Genomic DNA, 24480 nt, shown 5'->3' with positions numbered 1-24480 from the left:
AGTCATTAGTCTAACTTTACGAGAAAGCAGAGAATGAGTCACGAAAGGAAGTCATCCATGAATATAACCCGATGCGGCTGGGTCAACAGCGATCCTCTTTATATTGCCTACCATGACGAAGAATGGGGGAAACCGGAATACGATGACCTGAAGCTGTTCGAGCTGCTGATGCTGGAAGGGATGCAGGCGGGCCTGAGCTGGTATACGATTTTGAAAAAAAGAGAGAATTACCGCGCAGCCTTCGACAGCTTCGATCCCTTAAAGATTGTCCGGTATGACGACGCAAAAATCGAAGAGCTGATGAACAATGCCGGGATCATTCGCAACCGCCTCAAAATCAAATCCATTATCAATAATGCGCGTGTCTACAGCGAAATTTCCCGGGATGAGGGAAGCTTTGGCCGTTATTTGTGGAGCTTTGTCGGCGGCGCGCCGGCTGTGAACGAGCGGGAGAGCCTGAAGGACGTTCCCGCTTTGACGCCGGAGTCGGATGCCATGAGCATAGCGCTGAAAAAGAAAGGCATGAAATTCGTCGGCTCCACGATCTGCTATGCATTTATGCAGGCGTCGGGAATGGTGGATGACCATGTAAAGGACTGCATCTGCCGTAAAAAAGGGGCTCTTAACAGTTAGCGCGGGCTTTGTCATCCCGGCCTGTTCGGCCGCTTGATATAGCGCGGTGAGCGTTCCGGTTTGGCGCTAGGCACGGCGGTAAGGTATAATAATGGCTACGACTTCCGTTTGGAAAATGGGAAACAAAACTTGTAGGAGGAACGGACGAGACAATGCAATGGCATGAATTGACGATACATACAACTGAAGAAGCGCAGGAGATGATTTCCGCGATGCTGCATGATGCGGGAGCCGGGGGCGTTTCCATTGAAGAATCCGGTACGCTGAACAAGGACCGCGACACGCGCTACGGCGAGCTCTACGACGAGCCGCTGAACGATATTCCCGAAGGGGAAGCGGTGATAAAGGGCTATTTCTCTGAAGAATCCCCGATGGATGGCATTTGCGCGGAGCTCGCGCCCCGCATTGAGGAGCTGCGGGAATTCGGGATTGATCCCGGAAAGGCGGAGATCAGCTGGAAGACGGTGGACGAAGAGGACTGGGCTCATGCCTGGAAGCAGTATTTCAAGCCGCTTAAGGTAAGTGAACGGCTGACAATCAAGCCGGTGTGGGAAGAGTACACTCCCGAAAGCCCGGACGAGAAAATCATCATGCTCGACCCCGGCATGGCCTTCGGTACTGGCACCCACCCGACGACCGCCCTGTGTCTGCGGGCGCTGGAGAAAGCGATCAAAGGCGGAGAAGAAGTGATCGACGTAGGCACGGGCTCGGGCATTCTGGCCGTCGGCGCGATGCTGCTGGGCGCGCGGTCCGTTCTTGCACTGGATCTTGACCCCGTGGCCGTACACAGCGCCATGGAGAACGTGAGCTTGAACGGTCTCTCGGACGTCATTACGGTAAAAGAGAGCGATCTTCTGTCCCTGCTCGGCGGCGAAGGAGCGGCGGATACGCCTGCGGGAGCGATGTGGCCCTCGGCAAGACCGTCGCAGCGGCCGGCCGAAAGCGGTGCGGCGGACGAAGCCGCCGGAGCAGACGCATCGGTGCCTGGCAGCCCGGCAGCCGGTTCGGATTCTGCGCAGGGCGGACTCGGCGTGACGCTGCCGGTCCGGATTGTGGTGGCGAATATTTTGGCGGAGATTCTCGTGCTGTTCACGGACGATGTATACCGGGCGCTGCAGCCCGGCGGAATTTATATCACTTCCGGCATTTACAAGGATAAAGAAGCGCTGGTAAGGAAGGCTCTGCTGGCCTCCGGCTTTGAAATCCGTGAGGTGACGAGAGAAGAAGACTGGGTGGCGTTCACAGCCGGAAAGAGGTAAAGATGGACTTTTTGCAAAGCATTATTCGTATGCCGCTGGATCAGCTGCCGTTTTTTCTGGTTTCAATTCTGATCGCCTTTACGGTGCATGAGTTCAGCCATGCTTATTTCGCCAACCGGTTCGGCGACCCGACGGCCCGATTGCTGGGCCGTATGACGCTGAATCCGGCGGTGCATTTTGATTTCTTCGGTATTGTTCTTCTGCTGATCGCAGGCTTCGGTTGGGCGCGGCCCGTGCCGGTCAACCGGGACAATTTCAGCCGTCCGCGCGTAATGGGCATCATCGTGTCCGCGGCCGGACCGGTCAGCAATCTGCTGATGGCGATCCTCGGCTGTCTGATCTACGCGCTGCTTATTGCGACCGGCGTCTTCGATGCGATCCCGACAGGGAAAGCCCAAGAGGCGGGACAGCTGTTTTTCAGCGTATTTACTTTCTGGAACTTTTTCCTGTTTTTATTTAATCTGATTCCGCTGCCGCCGCTTGACGGCTACCGGATTATCGAAGATCTCGCGCCGCGTCCCCTTCGGGGAAGACTGCAGCGGATCGAGCAGTGGGCAATGTTTTTGTTTCTGCTGATTGTGTTCATTCCCGCGCTTCAGGCGTACACGATCGCGCCTTTGAGCATGTGGGCGTATATTATGCGGTCGGATACTCTTAATTTTTTCTATCAGCTTTTTACTTAAATAAATCTGTAGGACTGTTCATCAGGAAGCAAACGTTGTATGATGGAGTTTGTTTGAATGGAAACGGCGGCAGGGCCCGGCAGGCGAGGGACGCCGCCGTTTTCGCCTGAAAACAAGGAATGGGAATGCTTTTAATACAGAACAGGATGTTGATAAACATGCAGCGATATTTCGTAAATCCCGGGCAGTTCGGGGAAGACCATGTATCCATCGGCGGTGAAGATGCCCGTCATATCGCCCGGGTAATGCGCGGCAAGCCCGGGGACAAGCTGATTGTAAGCGACGGCGTGTCCCGCGAGGCTTTGGCTGAAATTTCGGCGATTAACGAAGGCGTCGTTACCGTCTCCATTATAGAGAATTTGCCGATGACGCAGGAGGCCCGCGTCAAAATTACGGTGGCCCAAAGTCTGCCCAAGGGCGACAAGATGGAAATCGTCATTCAAAAATGCACCGAGATCGGCGCGGCCGCGTTCCAGCCTTTCCTCTCGGAGCGGACCATCGTTCAGTACGACGAGCGCAAGGAGAGCAAGCGGCTGGACCGCTGGCGCAAGATTGCCAAGGAAGCCGCGGAGCAGGCGCACCGGAATATCGTTCCGGAAGTGGCCGCGCCGCTTGTCTGGAAGCAGCTGCTGAAATCGGCGGGCAGCTACGATGCGGTGTACTTCTGCTACGAGAAGGAAGAAGGGCTTCAGCTGCGCTCCGCGGTTGCGCCGTGGGCGGCGCGGCTCGGAGACGCGGCGGAAGCCTCGGTCCTCGTCATCGTCGGGCCCGAGGGAGGCTTCAGCGAGAGCGAGTGCAGAGAGGCTGAAGCGGCGGGCGCGGTGTCCGTCGGCCTCGGCAAGCGCATTCTGCGCTGCGAGACGGCCGGCATGGTGGCCGCCGCCTGCATTTTATATGAAACCGGAGAAATGGGGGAAGCTTGAAAAATGCCATCCGTTGCTTTTTATACATTAGGCTGCAAAGTCAACTTTTACGATACCGAAGCCATCTGGACGCTGTTCAAGCAGGAAGGCTACGAGCAGGTGGATTTCGAGGGACAGGCCGATGTCTATGTCATTAATACATGTACTGTCACCAATACTGGCGACAAAAAAAGCCGGCAGATGATCCGCCGCGCCGTCCGGCGCAATCCGGAGGCGATTGTGGCCGTTACCGGCTGCTACGCACAGACCTCTCCGGGCGAGATTCTGGACATTCCCGGCGTCGATCTGGTCATCGGCAACCAGGACCGCGATCAGATCATCCGCCATGTGAACGGCATCCGCGAATCGCGGCAGCCCGTCAACGCCGTCCGCAACATCATGAAGACGCGGGAATTCGAGGAGCTGGACGTGCCGGGCTTTGCCGACCGGACAAGGGCTTTTCTCAAAATTCAGGACGGCTGCAACAACTTCTGCACCTTCTGCATCATTCCGTGGTCCCGGGGGCTGTCCCGCAGCCGCGATCCGAAGAGTATTGTCAGACAGGCGCATCAGCTCGTTGAGGCCGGGTATAAGGAGTTTGTGCTGACCGGCATTCATACCGGCGGCTACGGCGACGATCTGGACAATTACCGGCTTGCCGACCTGCTCTGGGAGCTGGATAAGGTGGAAGGACTGGAGCGCGTACGCATCAGCTCGATCGAAGCGAGCCAGATCGACGAGAAGCTTCTGGATGTCCTGAACCGCTCGTCCAAGATGTGCCGTCATCTCCATATTCCGCTACAAGCTGGACATAATGAAGTGCTGAAACGGATGCGCCGGAAGTATACGACTGAAGAGTATTTTGCCAAAATGCAGCTGATCCGCCAGGCGATGCCGGATGTTGCCATCACCACCGATGTCATTGTCGGCTTCCCGGGAGAGACGGACGAGATGTTCCGTGCGGGCTACGACTTCATGAAGGCCGTCAATTATTCGGAAATGCATGTTTTCCCTTATTCGAAGCGCACAGGCACGCCAGCGGCCCGCATGGAGGATCAGGTCGACGAGGACATCAAGAACGACCGCGTGCAGCAGCTGATCGACTTGTCCGAGGAAATGCAGATAGCCTATGCCCGCCGGTTTGTTGGACAGACGGTTGAGGTGATTGCGGAGAGATCAGCAAAAGGCGCGCCCGGCCGGGATATCCAGCACGGCTTCAGCGACAACTATCTGCAGGTGCTCTTCGAAGGCGGAGATGAGCTGCAGGGACGGCTGTGCCGCGTCAAGCTGACAGAAGCCGGCGTCAACGAGTGCAGAGGCGAACTGGCCTTGGTGACCGGAGAAGCGCTGCGCTCCGTTTAGCCGGAGAAAATGCGGCGGCAAGGGTTTCATTCTTCTTAGGATGGAACCCTTGCTTTTGTATGAATTTTTTTCCATTAAGGTAATGATTTCGGACAGGGTTGTCGATATATTTGGAAGGGTTTGGAGAAGCTTGCACAACTATTCATAACCAAAGGAGACCTACCATGTTATCGAACAAGAAAATGACTCATTGGGCTTTGCTTGTCGCCCTGCTCGTATCAATCCTGTTCCCTGCGGGCGCACATGCCGCGGCCGGCGATGTGTATGCCATCGAAATCGACGGCGCTTCCAGCATCGGGCTGACCATTGGCCAGACGCCAAAACAGCTGAAAGTTCTGGCTTCGGTTGAAGGAAGCACCTCCAAGAGAGACGTTACGGCCGCCGCCGTCTGGACATCGTCCGATACCGGCGTCGCAACCGCCGCAGGCGGCTTGCTGACCCCCAAGAGCAGCGGCAGCGCCATTATTAAAGCTACGTACAATAATTCAGTGGCAACCATAGAAGTTAACGTATCCTATCCCTACAAAAACCTGAAGCTGGAGCATGCCTCCGGCAGCTACAAGCTGGGCGACAGTGAGAGCCTGCTGCGGGTCACGGCGACAGCTGCGGGCGGCGCTTCGGAAGCCTCTGTTACCGATGTGACGGAAGAAGCTGTGTGGAGCAGTTCCAACGCCAGTGTATTGACCGTGTCGGATGGGCTGCTCACGCTTGTCGGCGAGGGATCGGCGACCGTAACGGCGAAATTCAGCGGGCTTACCGCTTCCTTCAAAGCGGTCGTGTCGCTGCCGTATTCCGGACTGGAGCTTCGAAACGGCGGGGCTGACGCGGATGATTTGGAAATGCTGGTCGGAGATGACCCGCTTTCCTTAAGCGCCTTTACGAAGGCTTCGGATTCAAGCGCCGGGAAGAATGTAACCTCTGAGGCCAAGTGGACTTCCTCCAATCCGTCCGCCGTGACGGTTGCGAATGGCTCCATTACAGCTGTGGGGATCGGAAAAGCGACGATTAAGGCGGAGTATCTCGGCGTTTCACAGTCGGTCGACGTCTATGTACGGGCTCCTTATGAAGCGCTGCTGCTAAGCCCGTCAGGTGATCAGACACTGTTTATCGGCGAGTCGTTGAAGCTGAAGGCGGAGGTGCGTAATGCGGCAAACTCGACGGTCAATGTGACCGGCGATGCGGATTTCACGCTGGACAATAAGCTTGTAGCGTCAATGGACACGGGCACTGAGACTATCATTACCGCCAAAGCAGCCGGAACGACGGCAGTGAAGGCGGCTTATAAGGGCGGCTCCAAAAGCTTCAAGCTGACCGTTTATCCGACGCTGAGCGACTTGAAGGCGGACAGCACGGAGCTTGAGCTTTATACCGGCGATACCGCCGGACTGCCGAAAGTCAGCGGAACCCGGCTGGACGGAACCGCTTTGGATATCAGCCAGGACATCGAATGGACCTCCGCGAATGAAGCGATCGCCACAATTAAGGACGGCAAAATCTCGGCGGCTGCCGCCGGAACGGTTCATCTTACGGGGAGATTCAAAGCAGCCGAAGCGTTGTCTTCCCCATCGGATATTCGCGGCAAAAGCGTGGACGTGCTGCTTACTGTCAAGAATAAGGTGCTCGTTCTGATCGGCCCTGAAGACGGGCTCGGTCTGGTGTCCGGCGAAGAAACGCCGCTGCCCGAAGTGAATGCCGTCATGGAGAATGGAGACGAAAAGCCGGTCACGGAGGAGATGGAGTGGACGCTTTCGGGCGCTAATGCCGTGATCAAGCAGACCGATTCCGGTAAAGTCATCAAGGGGCTTGTCAAAGGCTCCGCGACGCTGAAAGGCACTTATTCCAACAAGAGCATTTCCATACCGGTCCGAATCGAGCAAAAAATCGTGAAAATTACGGTGGAACCCTCCGTTTTGGAAATGAACATCAAGAACTCCAAATCCATTAAGGCCACGGGTTACACGGCTGCAGGCAAGGCTGTGAACCTGTCTGCGGGTATGAAATGGTCAACATCCGATTCGGCCGTGGTTTCCGTCAGGGGGGCTGTGGTCAAGGCTCTTGCCGAAGGAACGGCAACTCTGTCCGGCTCTTACCAGGGAATCCCGGTTACGGTTAAAGTATCCGTCGTCCCGAAGTTGACCAAGCTGAAAGTAAGCGAGCCCCGCTTTAATCTGTCTCCGGGAAATACGGCTTCAGTCGATATTACAGCCGAATACGATACCGGTAGAACGGCGGACGTAACAGGCGGGGTCGTATGGACAAGCTCCCGTCCGTCCGTCGCGGCGATTTCACCGAGCGGCGTAATCACAGCCAAAGCCAAAGGAACCGCTGTGTTAAAAGGGAAATTTGGCGGAAGAACGGTCTCGGTAACGGTGACTGTAAAATAGAAGAAAGGCGGCCTGCTTTATTGCAGCCGCCTTTCCAGTCTTGACCATACGGGCAGATAACAGAGAGGAAGCGCCAGCAGCGAGCAGGCGACGTTAAACAGGGTCTGCGCGTGGGCGATTTGCGCGGCGGGCCCCCCGCCGATCCAGGCGGCAGCCTCACGGAGCAGACCGGTCAAGGGCAGGAACAGAGCCGCGCCGCCTGCATTGAGCGCGACATGCGACCAGGCGACGAAGACGCCTGAGGGGCTGCTGCCAATGGAGGCGATAACCGCGGTAGCGCAGGTTCCGACATTGGCGCCCAGCACAATGGCGATGCCAAGCTCCGGAGGCAGCGCCCCGGAAGCGGCGACGCCCATGGCCATGCCGATGACGGCGCTGCTGCTGTGCAGGAGCGCTGTCAGGCAGGCCCCGGCGGCAAAGCCCCAAAGGGCGTTCTCCGCCGCCCGGTTCAGGAACCAGGCGAAGAGGCCGCTCTTCTGCAGCGCGGGGCCGATGGACTGCATGACTGAGATGCCCCACAGTACGAGCGCGAAGCCTGCGATCGCCAGGCTGGCGAACTGAAGCGGCAGGGAGATTCTGCGCCCGGTCTCCGCAAGGCGTGACCTATAGGGCGGAAGCTCGCCAAGCGTGACCGCCGCCGCCCAAAGTGACAGCGAGGCCGCCAGCAGCGGCGCCGCGAACCGGCCGATCTGCAGGCCGATGAGTTCCGTCGTCAGGCAGGTGCCGATATTGCTGCCGAGAATAATCCCAAGCGTCCGGGCGTAGGTCAGCAGCCCGGCGTTGACCATGCCGATCGACAGCACCGTTACGGCGGTGCTGCTTTGCAGAAGGGCGGTCAGCAGGGTGCTGGAGGCCATACCCATAAGGGGTGTGGCCGTCGCCTTGTTCAGGACGCCGGTCAGCAGCGGGCCGGCCAGTCTGGAAAGCGCGGTCTCCATCAGCTTCATCCCGGCAAGAAAGATGACAATGCCGTATAATACAGGGAACAGCACTTCGCGGATCATGGCAGCGGTTCTCCTTTTTTTCAAAAATAAGATCGTAAACTTACTCTTGGGACAGCCCTTATCTCGCTTCTTGCTTCCTGGAAGGGTTGTACACCAATATATGAATAAGGCAACCGGGACATGACAGGGACGGAGCCTCATAATTAACAAACATCGGGAGTTGAAGCTATTGGCATCGGTTATTTTACAGCGCAGCCGCAAAAAAAGGCTGGAAGCGGGACATCCGTGGATTTACGGCAATGAAGTGGAGACGGTGGAGGGGAATCCCGAAGAGGGAGGTCTGGTAGACGTCTTCAGCCATCAACGAAAATATTTGGCGACCGGATATTACAATCCGGCTTCGCAGATTCGAATCCGAGTCGTGTCGCACAAGCCGCTGGAGGCGATGGATACAGCATTTTTCGCGGAAAGATTTGCCCGCTGTCTGAATCACCGCGAACGGTTTCTCGGCGGGGAGAACGCCTATAGGCTGGTTTACGGCGAGGCCGATTTTTTGCCGGGTCTGATTGTTGACCGCTTTGGAGACGTGCTCGTCGTGCAGCTGCTGACGCTCGGAATGGACAAGCGCCGCACCGAAATTGTTGATGCGCTCGTACAAGTGCTGAATCCGAAGGGGATCTTTGAACGAAGCGATGTCTCTGTCCGCGAGCTTGAGGGCCTGGAGCAGAAGACGGGGGTTCTGTATGGAGAATGTCCCCGCCATGTTACAGTGACCGAGAACGGACTAAAGCTGATTGTTGACATCGAGCAGGGCCAGAAGACAGGGTATTTCTTCGACCAGCGGGAGAACCGCGCGTCCATCGCTCCGCTGATGACCGGCTGGGGAGTGCGCAGCGGGATTACGCTTCAGGAGGTTTCGGGCGAAGACGGCTTGACCCGGAAGGTTCCCGTCAACAAGAGCGGCAAAGAAGTCACTTTTCCTTACTGGGATGGCGCCACCGTGCTCGAATGCTTCTCGCATACGGGCAGCTTTACGCTGAACGCCTGCAAATACGGGGCCAAAAAGGTCACCTGCCTCGACGTTTCCGCGCATGCGATTGAAAGTGCTAAAGCCAACGTCGAGCTGAACGGCTTCAGCGACCGGGTGGAATTCGTCGTGGACGACGCTTTCCAATATTTGCGCAGCCAGGTAAAAGGGCTGGAGGAACGGGCGGAACGCGCCGCCGCGAATACCTCGTCCGCTTCGCCGGAGAAGTCTAAGGCAGCAGCAAAAGGGGGAAAAGCCGCCGCCAAGACGGATACCTCGAGGCCGATGACGGCCGGTGGAGGACGCACCTGGGATGTCGTCATTCTCGATCCGCCCGCTTTTGCCAAGACGAAGAGCGCGGTCAAAGGGGCTTGCCGCGGCTATAAGGACATCAACCTGCACGGCATGAAGCTCGTGAATGAAGGCGGCTATCTGGTTACCGCGAGCTGTTCCTATCACATGCGTCCCGAGCTGTTTCTGGAGACGATTGCCGAAGCCGCCGAGGATGCGGGCAAGGTGCTGCGGCTGATCGAGTGGCGCGCCGCGGGCAAGGATCATCCGCAAATTTTGGGCGTGGACGAGGGGCATTACCTGAAGTTTGCCATTTTTGAGGTCACCTCCAAGTAAGCGGCGTCCGCCAGGGGGAGTGGACATACCGCTGTATTCAGCGTTTTATGAGCCAAAGCGGTTGAGCGTATATCATCATTGTTGCGGGAAACGGGCGAGTCTTTAATGGACGGCGTCCGTTTCTTTTTTTATGCATCCGGTTTTTGTGCTAAGTAATTGGTAGAATGGCAAACGTATGTTCCGATTCGCTTTCATATGATATAATGATAGGACGAATGTCAGCCTCGGCCGCTGGATGCGGCGGAGCTGTCTGCACAGAACGCTTGCACTTATTGTTTATTCGCGGAAGGAGTTAATAAAGCATGTCGGTAACGTTTCTGATCGGCCGCTCGGGCAGCGGCAAGACGACGAAAATATGGAATGCGATCTGTTCCGCTCTGCGCGAGGACCCGCTCGGCCCTCCGATTATTCAGCTCGTTCCGGAGCAGGGCTCCTTTAGTGCTGAGCAAGGGCTGCTGAGCGCCTGTGACATCCGGGGAAGCCTGCGCGCGCAGACGCTGAGCTTTCCGCGCCTTTCCTACCGGGTGAAGCAGGAAACCGGCGGCAGGGGCGGCGTACCGATCGGCGATGAAGGCAAGAAGATGCTTCTTTACAAGATTTTGAGTCGGCGCAAGGAGGAGCTGAAGCTGTTCGGCGCCTCGTCGGATCGTCCGGGATTCGTGGACCGGCTCAGCCGGCTGCATGCCGAGCTGAAGCGGTGCTGTCTTGGCGCGCCGGATCTTGAAGAGCAGATTTCCCGGCTGACGGAATCCGCGGGCGGTAGTCCGATCCTTGCGGGGAAGCTTGCGGATCTGAAGCTCGTTTTCGGCGATCTGGAGAAGGAGATGTCCCGGCTGTATATGGACGAAGAAGACCGGCTGGCCGAGCTTGCGGAGTTGATTCCCTCCTCCTCTTTCGTAAAGGGCTCTACTATTTTCGTAGACGGCTTCCGGGGGTTTACGGCCCGCGAATTTACGGTGCTGCGCCAGTTGATGCTTCATGCCGCCGATATCACGGTCGCGCTGACGCTTGACCGGCCATTTTTTGGCGTTAACCGGCCCCATGAGCTGGATCTGTTCCATCCATCGGCCTCGGCTTACATCAAGCTGAGAGGGATGGCGGAAGAGCTGGGCGCAGAAGTCTGGGATGAAATGCTGTCTCCTTCGGTGCTGCCGCGTTTTGCGGAGGCCCCCGCTCTGGCGCATCTGGAGCGGGGCTTTGACCGCAGGCTGGCGTACCGGGGACCGGAGCCCGCGGAAGAGGAGATTACGATCCGGGCGGCTGTGAACAAGCGGGCGGAGATTGAAGGCGCACTGCGCGAGATGATGATGCTTGCCCGGGAGCAAGGAGCGAAGTACGGTGAAATGGCTGTGTTCGTCCGCAAGCTGGAGGATTATGATTACCTTGTTCCTGCGCTTTTCCGCGACTATGGCGTCCCGTTCTTCCTTGACCGCAAAGAAGGCGAGCTGCATCATCCGCTGGTGGAGTTTATCCGTTCGGCGCTGGACATTGTCCGCCGGCGCTGGCGGTATGAGGACGTGTTCCGGTGCATCAAGACGGGTTTCCTGCTTCCTGCGGACGGCAGCCTGACTAGGGACGATATGGACACTCTAGAAAACTACGTTCTGGCCTGCGGCATTCAAGGCTACCGCTGGACGGACAAGAATTATAAATGGAAGGCGATCCCGAGCCTGTCGCTGGAAGGCGGAGGAAAGACGGACAACAGACTGGTGCGTCTGATGGAAGCCTGCAGGGAGGCGGTCACCGGTCCGCTGAAAGCTTTTGAACGAAGAATCAAGAGAAGCCGCAGCGCCGGGGATTTATGCAGGGCGGTATTTGAGCTGCTGGAAGATACCTCCGCTCCCCGGGAGCTGGAATATATGAGCGCCGCCGCATTGGAAGAAGGAAGAACGCAGGACGCCCGGGAGCACCGGCAGCTGTGGGGCGCTATCCTTGATCTGCTGGATCAGATCGTCGAGATGATGGGCGATGAAGCTTTAAGCTTTGACATGTTCGCCGGGATTCTGGAGACGGGGCTTGCCGAGCTGCGGATGGGCCTTGTTCCTCCATCGCTGGATCAGGTGCTTGTCGGGACGATGGACCGGACCCGGACAACGGGAGTCAAATACGCCTTCTTGCTTGGCTTCAACGAGGGGGTCGTACCGGCGCTTATTCAGGAGGACGGTGTTCTGTCCGAGACGGAGCGCTCCTTCCTGGAAGGAGCGGGCATGGAGCTTGCTCCGGGCGCTTCCCGCAAAATGCTGGACGAGCGCTTCCTGATCTATAACGCGCTGACATCGGCTTCCCGCAAGCTGTGGATCAGCTATGCCTGTACGGATGACGAAGGCAAGTCTCTGCTGCCTTCGGAGGTTATCCGCCACCTGCGCCGGATGTACCCGGAGGTCGCCGAGCACCCTCTGCACAGCCTTCCGGTGTCGGCACCGCCTGAGGAGCACCGCGATTTCATCGGCAATCCGGAGCAGAGTCTGCGCATGCTCATCGTACAGCTGCGCCAGTGGAAGCAGGGACAGAATATCCCGGCGGTCTGGTGGGAGGTCTACAACTGGTTTGCGGATAACGCGGAGTGGCGCCCTCACCTGCAGATGTTGACCGGTTCGCTGTTTTACCGTAATTTCGGAGCTCCGCTCAGGCGTGAAACGAGTCTGCGGCTATATGGCGGCTCCACATTGCGCGGAAGCGTCTCGCGCATGGAGAAATTCGTCTCCTGCCCGTTCTCCCATTTCGCCTCCTACGGCTTGCGCCTCAAGGAGCGCCAGCTTTATAAGCTTCAGGCTCCGGATATCGGACAGCTGTTTCACGCTGCGCTGAGCACCATGGCGGCCAAGCTGCGGGACGAGGGACGAAGCTGGGGGGCCATGACGCCGGACGAATGCCGGATGGAAGCCGGAAAGACGGTGGACATGCTGTCTCCGATGCTTCAGGGAGAGATTCTGCTTAGCTCGAAGCGCTACGGCTATATTTCCCGCAAGCTTAAGAATATTGTCGGGCGGGCCTCCGTAATTCTTGGGGAGCACGCCCGGCGGGGCAGCTTCGACATCGCTTTTCTGGAGCTGGATTTCGGACCCGGCAAGCCGCTGCCGCCACTGCGCATCGAGCTCCCGAACGGGTGCCTGATGGAAGTCGTCGGAAGGATCGACCGGGTCGACACCGCAGAGGGCGAGAACGGAATACTGCTGCGGGTTATTGATTATAAGTCAAGCCGCAAGGATCTTAAGCTGCATGAAGTGTACTACGGGCTGTCGCTGCAGATGCTGACCTATCTCGATGTGCTGCTGGCCTATGCCGAAGAGTGGCTGGGAGCACCCGCGTTCGCGGCGGGAACGCTGTATTTCCATGTTCATGATCCGCTGCTTTCTTCGGCGAATGGCATGAACCGGGAGCAGGCTCAGCAGGAGCTGCTTAAGCGGTTCAAGATGAAGGGTCTCCTTATGGCGGACCGCGAGGTCGTCTCGCTCATGGATACGAGTCTGGACAAGGGGCATTCGAGCATCGTGCCGGTTGCGATTAAGAGTGACGGCAGCTTCTACAGCAGCGCCTCCGTCGCCACACCCGAGCAGTGGGGGCGCCTTCTGTCTTCGGTGAGAGGGACGATTACGGAGATTGGAACCCGCATTACCGAAGGGGATGTGGCAATCACGCCTTACCGGATTCAGCAGGAGACCGCATGCACGTTCTGTTCTTACAGGGCAGTGTGCCAGTTCGACGAGGCCGTGGAGGGCAACGGATTCAAACACTTGGGCAAGCCGGGCAAAGAGGCCATCTGGGAGATGCTGTCCCGCCAAGACGAAGGAGGAAACAGACCGTGATCATGCCGGCAAAACCGGAAGGAAGCATATGGAGCGACGATCAGTGGCGGGCCATCGCGGAGAGCGGGGACGACATTCTTGTGGCGGCGGCGGCGGGCTCCGGCAAGACCGCTGTGCTCGTCGAGCGGATTATCCGCAGAATCGGCGACGAAAGCAGCGGATTCAGCGTGGACCGGCTGCTGGTGGCGACTTTTACCAAGGCGGCGGCCTCCGAAATGCGCCAGCGCATCCGCGAGGCGCTGGAGAGCAGGCTTGAGCACGATCCGGACAACGGCCATTTACGGCGCCAGCTCGCGCTGCTCGGCAGAGCCTCGATTACGACGCTGCACTCCTTCTGCCTTGAGGTCATCCGGCGCTACTATCAATTGATTCCGCTTGACCCCGGATTCCGCATACTGAACGAGCACGAAGCGGAAATGATGCGCCAGGAAATTCTGGAGGAGCTGTTCGAGGAAAAATATGAGGAGGCCGGTGAAGACGGCGTGTTCGTGCAGCTGGTGGACTGGTTCAGCGGTGAGCGCTCCGATGACGCCGTGCATGCGCTCGTTCAGCGGCTCTATGATTTTTCGCGAAGCCATCCGTGGCCGGAGAAGTGGCTGAGAGAGACGGCTGAGTGCTTCTCTATGCCGGATACCGAAGCCTTGTCGCGCACTCCCTGGGTGCGGAGCATCCTTGATGAGGCTGGGCTGGCGCTGGCGGCTGCAGCCAGCCAACTGGAACGGGGACGGCAAATCGCCCTGCAGCCGGGCGGACCGGCTCCATATGCGGATAACCTCACGGCGGATTTGGAGATGGTGGAAGGGCTGCGCCAGGCGGTGGAAGAGAGGCCCTGGAACGAGCTGTACGCCTTGTTCAGCGGCGCTTCTTTCGGCAAGCTGAAGCCCTGCAAGAAAGACGCGACCGATCCCGCTCTTCAGGAGACTGTCAAGGGACTAAGAGATGAAGTCAAGAAGATCATCGGCGAGCTGCAGGACTCGCTGTTCGGCCGTCCGGCGGACGCGTTCCTCCGGGAGCTGCATGAAGCGGCACCGCTAATGAAGGAGCTTGCGGAGACGGTGATCCTGTTCGGCGAGCGCTACCGCGCGGAGAAAGCCGGCAAAGGGCTGGTCGATTTCAGCGACTTGGAGCATTACTGTCTCGCTATTTTGCGCCATCCCGATTCCGCGATGGGCCATTCCATGCCTTCGGATGCCGCATTGGAGTACCGGGCCCAGTTCGACGAGGTGCTGCTTGACGAATATCAGGATACGAACAGCGTACAAGAAGAAATTGTACGGCTGATCTCAAGAGAAGACCCGGGCAACCGGTTCATGGTCGGCGACATGAAGCAGAGCATCTACCGCTTTCGGCTGGCGGAGCCGGGGTTGTTCCTGGACAAGTACCGCAGCTATGGACAAGGCGGAAGCAAAGAGGCGCATGGCCGGGAAGGTCAGAGAACGGACGAATCCGGCTTCGAAACGGCGAGCGGTGCTGAAATCGGTGAAGAAAAAGGAGTCGTTATCGATCTGGCGCGAAATTTCCGCAGCCGGATGGAAGTTGTGAACGCCGTCAATATGCTGTTCCGCCAGATTATGAATGAAACGGTGGCCGAAATCGCCTACGACGAGCGGGCGGAGCTTGTATACGGCGCTAACTTTCCCGGAGCGGCGGATAATGGGCCGGATACGTATTTTGCCCCGGAGCTGCTGCTGATCGACCGGGGAAGCTCCAAAGGACTGCCCGAGGAAAGGGCCGAAGACGGGGAAGCCGATAGTGCGGAAAGCGAATTGATCGAGAGCGAAACCGCTCAGCTCGAAGCCCGGGCCATCGCCCGGCGGATTGCCCGGATGACTGGGACGGACGGCGGCGAGCCGCTGCAGATTTATGACAAGGGACTTGGAGCGATGAGACCGGTCGTTTACGGCGACATTGTGATTTTGCTGCGTTCCGCAAGCGTGTGGGCGCCGCTGATGATGGAAGAGCTGAGGCTGGAAGGTATTCCGGCTTATGGTAATCAGAACAGGGGCTATTTCCAGGCGACTGAGGTGGAGGTTATCCTCTCCCTGCTGAAAGTCGTCGACAACCCCAGGCAGGATATTCCGCTTGCCGGAACGCTTCGCTCCCCCGTTGTCGGCCTGACCGAAGAAGAGTTGGCGAAGGTGCGGCTGTGCGCGGAAGGCTCGTTCTATGACGCGGTAATCGCGGCGGTCTCGGGAGGACAAACGGATGGTGGCTCGGGAAGCACCGCGCAGGAAGCGGGTTATTCCGCTGTGTCGGCAGAAGTAACGGCCGGCGGTACGGGCAGCCTGATGGTTGAAACGGCTCATACCGCCATGAAAGCGGATGTGGATATAGACGGCTTCGGGGAAATAAGGGATAACGAAGCGGACGGAGCATACGAAGTTCGCGGGCGGGCCGGGAACGCAGCGGAGACGGCAGCAGCCAGCGAGACCGTTAAAGCCGAAGCATCTGCGTCCGGTGACACGGAAGCCGCCGGGACGGCGATCTCCGGCAGACTCCATGGCAAGCTGATCCGGTTTCTGGATCAGCTTGAAGGCTGGCGCGACGAGGCGCGGCGGAGCGGCGTGAGCGGCCTCATCTGGCGAATTTACGGAGAGAGCGGATATCTGGAGTGGGTCGGCGGGCTTCCCGGGGGCGCCCAGCGTCAGAGCAACCTTAAGGCGCTGTACGACCGGGCGGTCCAATTTGAGAAAGACACCTCGGCTCGGGGCTTGTTCCGTTTCCTTGTGTTCATATCCCGCCTCCGGGAGAACGGCGGCGATCTGGGCGCGGCCGGCGGAAGCGGAGAGCAGGGCGAAGGTGTCCGGATCATGACGATCCATAAGAGCAAGGGCCTGGAATTTCCGGTTGTTTTTCTTGCCGGGATGTCCAAGGGCTTTAACCGGCAGGATCTGTACGCGCCGTTTCTGATGCACAAGGAGCTTGGCTTCGGCCCTCGCTTTCTGGAACGGGAGACCCGGGTCAGCTATCCGACGCTGCCTTATCTCGCTATCGGCCGCCGTTCGCGCCTCGAGCTGCTGGCGGAGGAAATGCGCGTGCTATACGTTGGACTTACCCGCCCGCGTGACAAAATGATTCTCGTCGGAACCGTCCGCGATCTGGCGGGCAAAGCGGCAAGCTGGATGTCTTCGGGCGCCGGAGAAGAACAGCTCCTCCCCGATCATCTGCTCGCCCGGGGGCGCAGCTATCTGGATTGGGTGGGGCCGGCGTTGATCCGGCACCCCGGCGCGGCAATTTTGCGTAAAATCGCCGGGAAGGAAGGAGCGCCTCCGCTTTCCCTGCGCGGCGATCTGTCGAACTGGAGCGTCAGCGTTCTGCCATCCTCTGAACTGGAAGCGGCTGTGTCAACAGTCAAGGATAGCAGTGAAGACGGAGAGGAAGCGAGAAAAAGAGCGCTGCACGAACTGAGCCGGGCCGTTCCGGTGACGGTTTATGCCGGAGAAAAGTACGGAGCAGCGGAGCGGCTGTCGTGGAGTTATCCTTACGGGGCGGCGGCGGGCCTTCCGGCCAAGACCTCTGTTACAGAATTGAAATCCCTGTTGTCTTTGCAGGACCAGCCCTCATTCGATCTGTTGGAAGAGGGGCTTGACGGTTCCCGGGAGCGGGGCTCCGGCGACAGTCTTCATTTACGGCGTCCGAGGTTTATGGAACAGCGCGGCGTAACCCCGTCGGAACGCGGGACGGTTTACCATACCGTCATGCAGCATATACCGCTGGAGGGCGAGGTTGGCCTTGCCGAAGTGAAGGAGACGCTGGAAAGACTGGTCCAGCTTTATATTTTGACGGAGGAACAAGCGGCTGTGGTTGAGCCGGAGAAAGCGGCGGCTTTTTACCGCCATCCGCTCGGACACAGGCTGCTCGCTTCCTCTTGGAAGAGAAGGGAGATGCCTTTCAGCTATATGCTGCCCGCTTCAGAAGCCTACCGGGGCCTCGAGGCATTGGACAGGGCAGTCTCCAAGCTGCAAGGCGAGAGCGGTGCAGCCTCTCCTTCCGTACTGATCCAGGGGGTTATCGACTGCCTGTTCCGCGAGGAAGGGCGGCTGATCCTGCTGGATTACAAGAGCGACGCCGTTCTGGAGCATCGAGGCGGACTGGAAGCCCTGAAGGAGAAATACCACTATCAGCTCGGTCTGTATTCGCAGGCGCTGGGCGATATACTGGGCGAAGAGATCGCCGAGGCCTGGCTGTATTTCTTTGACGGAGGACATGCGGTTCGGGTATAGGGCGCTCGGACATAGGATTATTCGGAGTGAGCCGTCCATGCCGTGACCCTTGCGCCATTTAAATTCTGTGGCAAAGGAAGAAGTGACGACTAATTGGCTGCCATAACCGAAGTGTACTTGCGCCATTTAAATGATTCTGTGGCAAAGGACGGTTGACTTCAGGTTTGTGCCGCAAGGAAGTTTACGATACTTATATTCGCCCGGCAGGGGCGGGAAAGAGGGGGAATATGCGGATTTTGCATACGGGTGACTGGCATCTGGGCCGCACGCTGGAGGGAAGAAGCAGGCAGAAGGAGCAGGAAGCGTTCATCGATGAGCTGGTCGCCATTGCCGAAGAGGAACGGGCGGACCTCATTATGATAGCGGGGGACGTCTATGACTCCGTCAATCCTCCGGCTGCGGCCGAGCAACTGTTCTATGAAGCGGCTTCAAGGCTTGCCTCCGGCGGAAGGCAACTAGTCGTTATTGCCGGCAACCATGACCAGCCCGAGCGGGTATCCTCCGTGTCTCCGCTTGTTTCCGGGCATGGCATCACCCTTGTCGGCCTGCCGGCAAGCGATCCGGTGACGGTCCGGGTGGCTCGTACCGGAGAAACGGCTGTTATCGCGGCTCTTCCCTATCCTTCCGAAGCCCGGCTCGGGGAGCTGCTGGCGGAAGACAGCGACGAAACCGGACTGAGGCTCGCATACAGTGCCCGGGTAGGACGCCTGATGAAGCAGCTGTCCAGGGAATTCCGGCCAGACACGGTGAATCTGGCGATGAGCCACATCTATGTGCTGGGCGGCGTGGAATGCGACTCCGAACGTCCGATCCAGGTCGGCGGTGCATATACCGTCGATCCTTCCGCGCTGGCATGCGGGGCGCAGTATACGGCGCTAGGCCACCTTCACCGGCCGCAGAAGGTCAAAGGAGAAGGGATAATCCGCTACAGCGGTTCTCCGCTGGCGTACAGCTTCTCGGAGGCGGGGCAAGCCAAGTCCGTGACGATGCTGGACATTTCGCCCGGAGCGGAGGCGAAGCCGGAAGAAATTCTGCTCCGCTGCGGACGCCCTCTGGTGGAGTGGGATTGCGAAGGCGGATTGGAGGAAGTGTACCGGTGGCTGGACGAGGGCAGAGACGAAAGTGCGTTCATCGATCTGCGAATCCGCCTGAACGAGGCGCTGTCGATGGGAGATATCCAGCGGCTGCGCAAGTCGCGGGAAGGCATTGTACATATCCGGCCGGTATACCCGGAGATGGAACAGGAACTGGAAGCATCGCTTCGCTCCCGGATGCCGGTTCAGGAGCTGTTCCGTAAGTTTTACCGGCGGCAGACCGGGGGGGCGGAGCCGGAGGATAGTCTGGTGGAGCTGTTTCTGGAGCTGGCTGAGGAAGAGCGTGACGTGCAGGAGACGGGGGATTCGAAATGAAGCCGATTCTACTAAAAGTAAGCGGTCTGCAGAGCTACCGTGAAAGTCAGGAGATCGATTTTCTCGGTTTGTGCGAGACCGGACTGTTCGGCATTTTCGGCCCTACGGGAAGCGGCAAGTCAAGCTTGCTTGACGCGATTACGCTGGCGATGTACGGCAAGGTGGAGCGTGCGGTGAACGGGACGCAGGGGATCATGAACCACTCCGAGGATACCCTTGCCGTGGCGTTCACCTTCGAGCTGGCTTCCTCCCAAGGCAGCAGCCGGTACCGGGTGGAGCGGAGATTTAAGAGGACGGGCGAACAATCCGTCAGCAATACGGTCAGCCGCTTCATCGAGATTGGCCCGGACGGAGAAACCGTAATTGCGGACAAGCTCGCGGAGGTAACGCGCTGCGTCGAGGATAAAATCGGGCTGAAAATGGACGATTTCACCCGGGCGGTCGTCCTTCCGCAGGGAAAATTCGCCGAGTTTCTGTCGCTGCGGGGCGTGGACCGCAGACAAATGCTTCAGCGGCTGTTCCATTTGGAGCAGTACGGCGACCAGCTGGCGCAAAAGCTCAGCCGCCGGGTTAAGGAGAACGAGTCGGCGCTGCGCGCGGTGGAGGCCGAGCAGCAGGGGCTGGGCAGTGCCGGAGCGGAGGATGTTAAGGCGGCAGAGGAGCGCCTTGGCGAAGCTGTGTGTCATGCCGCTGAATGCCGGAAGCGATTGGACGAGGCTGCCCGCCGCTTCGAGCGGTTCGGCAGAATCCGCGAGCTGCAGGAGGAGCGGGCCCGCCGGGAGACGCAGCTGCTGGAGCTTCGGGCACGGGAAGAGCAGATCGCGGCTCTGGAGTCGCGGCTGCTTAAAGGCGAGGAAGCCGCGAAGATCGCTCCCGCGCTGAAGGCCTGGCGAACCGCGGAGGAGGCCTGGCGCGCCCGGGCCTCGGCGGCGGAGCGGCTGGAGGCGCATCTTGCGGCGTCCGAGCGGGAAGCCGCCCAGGCCGCCGAGGCCGAGCGGCAAGCGCATGGCGCGCTTGCCGCGGAAGAGCCGGGCCTCCGCGAACGCGAGGCTAGGCTGCGCCAGGCGCTCGAGCTCGAAGCCGAGCTCGAGGGGCTGCGGCAGGCGCTCGCGGAGCTTGCCGAGCGCCGGGCCGGGGCCTCCCGCGGGCAGGAAGCCTCGCGGGAGACGCTGGCGCGGGAGCGGGAGCTTTTGGCCAAGGGCCAAAAGCGGCAGCAGGAGCTGCAGCGCAGCCTCCTGCCGCTTGAGGTCCGCTCCCAGGAGCGGCAGGCTCTGCAGGAAGCGATGCAGAGCCTGCAGGGATTGCGCTCCGCCGAGTCCCAGTGGGAGCAGGCGGAGCGGGACCGCCGGGAGCGCGCCGCTGCGCTCGGCGCGGTCCGTGCCCGCCTCGCGGAGGCCGAGGCGGAGGCGTCGCGGCTGGCGGAAGCGCGCGCAGCCGCGGTGCGGGACGCCGCCCTGCATTTGGAGCGGGCGGCGTCCGCGGAAGAGGCGGCAGCCGCCGCTGCCGGGCGGCTGGAACAAACCTGCGCGGCGCTGGAAGCCGCGCTCCGCGAGCGGGAGCTGCACCGGCTGTCGCTGGCGCTTTCCCGCGAGCTGCGGGACGGGGCGCCGTGCCCTGTGTGCGGCAGCAGCCACCATCCGTCGCCGGCAACGCTTCGGGACGGAGACGAAGCTTCCGCCGAAGAGCGGAAGCTGCAGGAGGCGAAGGCGCTGGCGGGACGCGCGCTTGAGGCGCGCGCCGCGCTGCGGAGCCTGCGGGAGCAGGACCGCGCCTGGCTGGAGCAGGCGTACGGTGAATCCGGCGCCTTCCCCGGGATTCCCGCTGCGGCGGGCGCTTTGCCGGCCGGAAGCGGACAAGGCGCATCAGCCTTTACCGAAGCGGCTGCGGCCCTTGGCCGGGGGGCGGTCCCCGGCTTAACTGAATCTGGTCTGGCCCCGGGACCGAATCCTGTACCGAGTGCATCCGCAGCCGTAGGCGAAGCAGAAGCTGTATGGATGGCAGCAGATGGCGTGGCGGAGCTCGAAGAGCAGCTGACGAGCCTGCAGAGCCGCTCTCTGGAGCTGCGCCGCGAGGCGGCGAAGTGGCAGGAGGAAGACCGCCGGTCGCAGCAGCGTCTCCTGAAGGAAGCGGCCGAAGCCGATACCGGACGGAGCTGGGAGGAGCAGACGGCGGCCAAGGCGGAAGCGCTAAAGCGGCAGTTATCGGCTCTGCATCAGGAATGGGAGCAGCGGTTCCCGCAGCTTGCGCCGGGCGAAGCGGAGCATGCTTACGGGGAACTTCGGCGCAAGGATGAAGCTGCCGAGGAAATCCGGGGCAGACTGGACATCAGCGTAAAGTTTCTGGAAGAGAAGAGCGCCTCGGTGCAGAGTCTGCAGGAAAGAATCGCCGAGCTGGATAAGGAGCTTGCCGGCCTCACGGCTCAGCTTACGGGCAAAGAGGAACTGCTGCGCGAGAAGGAGCAGCGGCTGCAGCAGTGGACCGAGGGCCGCTCCGCCGGTTCTCTGCTAGCGGAGTGCGAGCGGCGCCTGCAGGAGCTTCAGGAAGCCTCAGAGGAAGGCAGACGGCGTCACAGCGCCGCTGCGGAACGGGCGCAGCAGGATGCCAGAGAGGCGGCAATCGCCCGCCAGGCGGCCGATTCCGCCCGCGAGCACTGCGATGCCGCGGCATCGAGCTGGGAGGCTTGCCTGGCTGCTTCGCCGTTTGCTGCTGCCGCTGAAGCCGAAGCGGCCGTCCTGGATGACGGAGCACGCGACGCGGCATCCGCACAAGTACGGGCACACCGTGACGGCGAGGCGGAAGTCAAGCTTCAGCTTCGCCATATCGAAGAGAAGCTCGGGGGAGCGTCGCTGACCGAGGAGGAATGGCGGGAATGCGAGGCGGAGCTTCGGCGCTGCAAGGAGGACGACGAAACGGCGCTGCAGGCCAAGGCCCGTGGAGAGCGGGACCTGGAGGATTTGCGCCAAAGGCATATCCGCTGGACGGAGCTGGAAAGCCAGCGGTCCGAGTATGAGAGCCTGCAGAGCCGGCTGTCCAAGCTGCAGTCCTGCCTGCGGGGCAACGCCTTCGTCGAATATATCGCGGAGGAGCAGCTGATGCAGGTATGCCAGTCGGCTTCGCAGCGGCTGCGTTTCCTGAGCAGGCAGCGCTATGCGCTGGAGGTTGATTCCGGCGGCGGCTTTGTCATCCGCGACGACGGAAACGGAGGAGTCAAGCGGCCGGTATCGACGCTGTCGGGCGGGGAGACATTCCTGACCTCGCTGTCGCTTGCGCTTGCGCTGTCCGCGCAGATTCAGCTTAGGGGTCAATATCCGCTGCAATTTTTCTTCCTGGACGAGGGCTTCGGCACGCTGGACCCCGAACTGCTGGATACTGTGATCACCTCGCTTGAGCGGCTGCATAATGACCGGCTGTCGGTTGGCATCATCAGCCACGTTCCGGAGCTTCGCGCCAGACTGGCCCGCAAGCTTATTGTGGTCCCCGCTTTGCCTGGCGGAGAAGGCTCCCGCATCCTTTTGGAAAAAAATTAAAAAGGGCAGGGGGTTGTGATAACTGTCACAGAGACAGTGTTACCCCCCTGTTATAATACAGCTAAGCCGACATCATTTGAAACACCTCGGTGGACGTATGACAGGGAAATACTTCCTTTTCATACGTCCGCCGCCGAATCAGCTTTATAAGCTGTGAAGGGTGTTTCTTTTTTTTTGTCTTTTTCCGGGATATTTTAAAATTTAGTTCCACTGTATCTGATACAGTATGGGAAGGAATGTATTACGTTGTAGTACGGACGCTGTATATCTGTTCATTTTTCGCTTCGCTTTCGAAAAAACACAAATTCCTGTATGATAAATGAATAGTGACGACGGACGCGTCCGCGGTATTTTTTTGCGGCGATCTGAAAGACTGATTCGTCAGGGACGGCCCAAACCTGAGCGGGAAAGGGCGCTTCAATTATCCTTTAGGAGGAAGCTGCGGTATGGAAACGATTTTTAGCAAAATTATTGAGGGAAGTATCCCTTGTAACAAAGTATTCGAGAATGAACGGATTCTGGCATTTTACGATATCGCGCCGGCCGCGCCTGTGCATGTGCTGATTATCCCCAAGAAACCGATTCCGTCCATGAACGAGGTGGCCCCCGAGGATTTGCCGCTGATCGGAGAAATGCATAGCGTGGCGCAGCAGATCGCCAAAGAATTGGGCATTGCCGAAACCGGGTACCGTCTGATCAACAACTGCGGTCCGGACAGCGGGCAAGCGGTTCCGCATCTGCACTATCACCTAGTCGGGGGAGCGAAATTAGGTGCGCTGACGGGCAATTCCGACTCCCACGCTTAACAGGCAACCGGCAATCTTGGGCATTTTGCGAAAAAAAGTATGGACATGAAGGTTGACACCCTATTTTGGTTTGACCTATAATGAAATTTGATGAACCGTGTTATGCTCTTGGACGGTCTGGTCGGAGGGAGGGAAAACTGGTGTCTGAAACGAAAGTTCGCAAAAACGAGACAATTGATGCTGCACTTCGTCGCTTTAAACGTTCCATCGCTAAAGATGGCGTCTTGGCTGAGGTGAAGAAACGCAAGCATTATGAAAAGCCAAGCGTTAAGCGCAAGAAAAAGTCCGAGGCTGCTCGTAAGAGAAAGTTTTAGGAGGATTACCCAAGCATGAATCTTAGCGAACGATTGAACGAAGATATGAAGCAGGCGATGAAGAGTAAGGACAAGTTCAAACTCTCCACGATTCGAATGGTTCGTTCGACGATAAAGAATCTTGAGATAGATTTGAAAAGAGCATTAGACGACAACGAAGTGCTTGATATCCTTAGTCGTGAGATCAAACAGCGCAAAGATGCCCTCCAAGAATTTGAAAAAGCGGGTCGTGACGAGCTTGCTGCCACGAATAAAGCAGAAATCGAGATTATTCAGGAATATCTTCCCGAACAGCTTTCTGAAGAAGAAATTCAGGTTATTGTACAGCAGACCATCCAGGAAACCGGTGCTTCTTCGAAAAGTGAAATGGGTAAGGTGATGAGCGCGCTGATGCCGAAAGTCAAAGGCCGCGCTGATGGTAAACTCGTGAACCAGGCGGTTCTGAAATTTCTGCAATAATATAAGGTAAAACACCCCTGTTTTAGGGGTGTTTTTCTTTTTTATCAGCATTTTATCTGCGGTGAAGCCGGAGAAGGGAACACCAGGCTCTGCAGGATGTTCGGTGAAACGCCGA

Annotated in this window: 15 protein-coding genes; 14 read left to right on the top strand and 1 reads right to left on the bottom strand. The window is 58.8% G+C overall.

What is annotated here, in order from left to right; genetic code table 11:
- Positions 1-57: 57 nt before the first annotated feature.
- The 6 genes from G5B47_RS05400 (at position 58) to G5B47_RS05375 (ending at position 7223) form a co-directional block, all read left to right on the top strand.
- Entirely contained in the window at positions 58-633 is a 576-nt protein-coding gene (locus G5B47_RS05400; protein ID WP_165095107.1) for a DNA-3-methyladenine glycosylase I, read from the top strand.
- 152 nt (positions 634-785) lie between these two features.
- A complete protein-coding gene (gene prmA, locus G5B47_RS05395) occupies positions 786-1892 on the top strand; it encodes a 50S ribosomal protein L11 methyltransferase (protein WP_165095104.1) in 1107 nt (368 codons plus the stop codon).
- Positions 1893-1894: 2 nt separating this feature from the next.
- Positions 1895-2575: a site-2 protease family protein gene (locus G5B47_RS05390; RefSeq protein ID WP_165095101.1), complete on the top strand. Its 681-nt coding sequence runs from the start codon at positions 1895-1897 to the stop codon at positions 2573-2575.
- Positions 2576-2733: 158 nt separating this feature from the next.
- Positions 2734-3498 (top strand): RsmE family RNA methyltransferase, encoded by a 765-nt coding sequence (locus G5B47_RS05385; RefSeq protein WP_165095098.1) that lies wholly within the window; start codon positions 2734-2736, stop codon positions 3496-3498.
- A 3-nt stretch (positions 3499-3501) separates the two neighbouring features.
- On the top strand, positions 3502-4839 hold the full coding sequence (mtaB, locus tag G5B47_RS05380) for a tRNA (N(6)-L-threonylcarbamoyladenosine(37)-C(2))-methylthiotransferase MtaB (protein ID WP_165095095.1): 1338 nt from the start codon (positions 3502-3504) through the stop codon (positions 4837-4839).
- 164 nt (positions 4840-5003) lie between these two features.
- Positions 5004-7223 (top strand): hypothetical protein, encoded by a 2220-nt coding sequence (locus G5B47_RS05375; RefSeq protein WP_165095092.1) that lies wholly within the window; start codon positions 5004-5006, stop codon positions 7221-7223.
- 17 nt (positions 7224-7240) lie between these two features.
- Here the strand turns inward: G5B47_RS05375 and G5B47_RS05370 are convergent, their stop codons facing one another.
- Entirely contained in the window at positions 7241-8227 is a 987-nt protein-coding gene (locus tag G5B47_RS05370; RefSeq protein ID WP_165095090.1) for a Na/Pi cotransporter family protein, read from the bottom strand.
- 169 nt (positions 8228-8396) lie between these two features.
- Between G5B47_RS05370 and G5B47_RS05365 the strand changes: the two genes are divergently transcribed.
- The 8 genes from G5B47_RS05365 (at position 8397) to G5B47_RS05330 (ending at position 24365) form a co-directional block, all read left to right on the top strand.
- Complete coding sequence (locus G5B47_RS05365; RefSeq protein WP_165095087.1) at positions 8397-9821, top strand: class I SAM-dependent rRNA methyltransferase; 1425 nt, start codon at positions 8397-8399, stop codon at positions 9819-9821.
- A gap of 302 nt (positions 9822-10123) precedes the next feature.
- Entirely contained in the window at positions 10124-13627 is a 3504-nt protein-coding gene (gene addB, locus G5B47_RS05360; RefSeq protein ID WP_165095084.1) for a helicase-exonuclease AddAB subunit AddB, read from the top strand.
- A 2-nt stretch (positions 13628-13629) separates the two neighbouring features.
- Complete coding sequence (locus G5B47_RS05355; RefSeq protein ID WP_165095525.1) at positions 13630-17850, top strand: UvrD-helicase domain-containing protein; 4221 nt, start codon at positions 13630-13632, stop codon at positions 17848-17850.
- Between the two features lie 227 nt (positions 17851-18077).
- Entirely contained in the window at positions 18078-19259 is a 1182-nt protein-coding gene (locus tag G5B47_RS05350) for an exonuclease SbcCD subunit D (protein ID WP_165095081.1), read from the top strand.
- Positions 19256-22786: an AAA family ATPase gene (locus G5B47_RS05345; protein WP_165095078.1), complete on the top strand. Its 3531-nt coding sequence runs from the start codon at positions 19256-19258 to the stop codon at positions 22784-22786. Before G5B47_RS05350 ends, G5B47_RS05345 begins: the two co-directional genes overlap by 4 nt.
- A 446-nt stretch (positions 22787-23232) precedes the next feature.
- Positions 23233-23592 (top strand): histidine triad nucleotide-binding protein, encoded by a 360-nt coding sequence (locus G5B47_RS05340; protein ID WP_025335925.1) that lies wholly within the window; start codon positions 23233-23235, stop codon positions 23590-23592.
- A gap of 140 nt (positions 23593-23732) precedes the next feature.
- The gene (gene rpsU, locus G5B47_RS05335; protein ID WP_005547957.1) at positions 23733-23906 is read left to right on the top strand and encodes a 30S ribosomal protein S21; all 174 of its coding nucleotides are present in this window, start codon (positions 23733-23735) and stop codon (positions 23904-23906) included.
- A 15-nt stretch (positions 23907-23921) separates the two neighbouring features.
- Positions 23922-24365, top strand: a complete 444-nt coding sequence (locus tag G5B47_RS05330) for a GatB/YqeY domain-containing protein (RefSeq protein ID WP_025335924.1) — start codon at positions 23922-23924, stop codon at positions 24363-24365.
- Positions 24366-24480 lie beyond the last annotated feature (115 nt).

The sequence above is a fragment of the Paenibacillus apii genome (assembly GCF_011043685.1).
Classification (GTDB): Bacteria; Bacillota; Bacilli; order Paenibacillales; family Paenibacillaceae; genus Paenibacillus_AQ; species Paenibacillus_AQ sabinae.
This window is presented reverse-complemented; position numbering and strand designations above follow the sequence as displayed.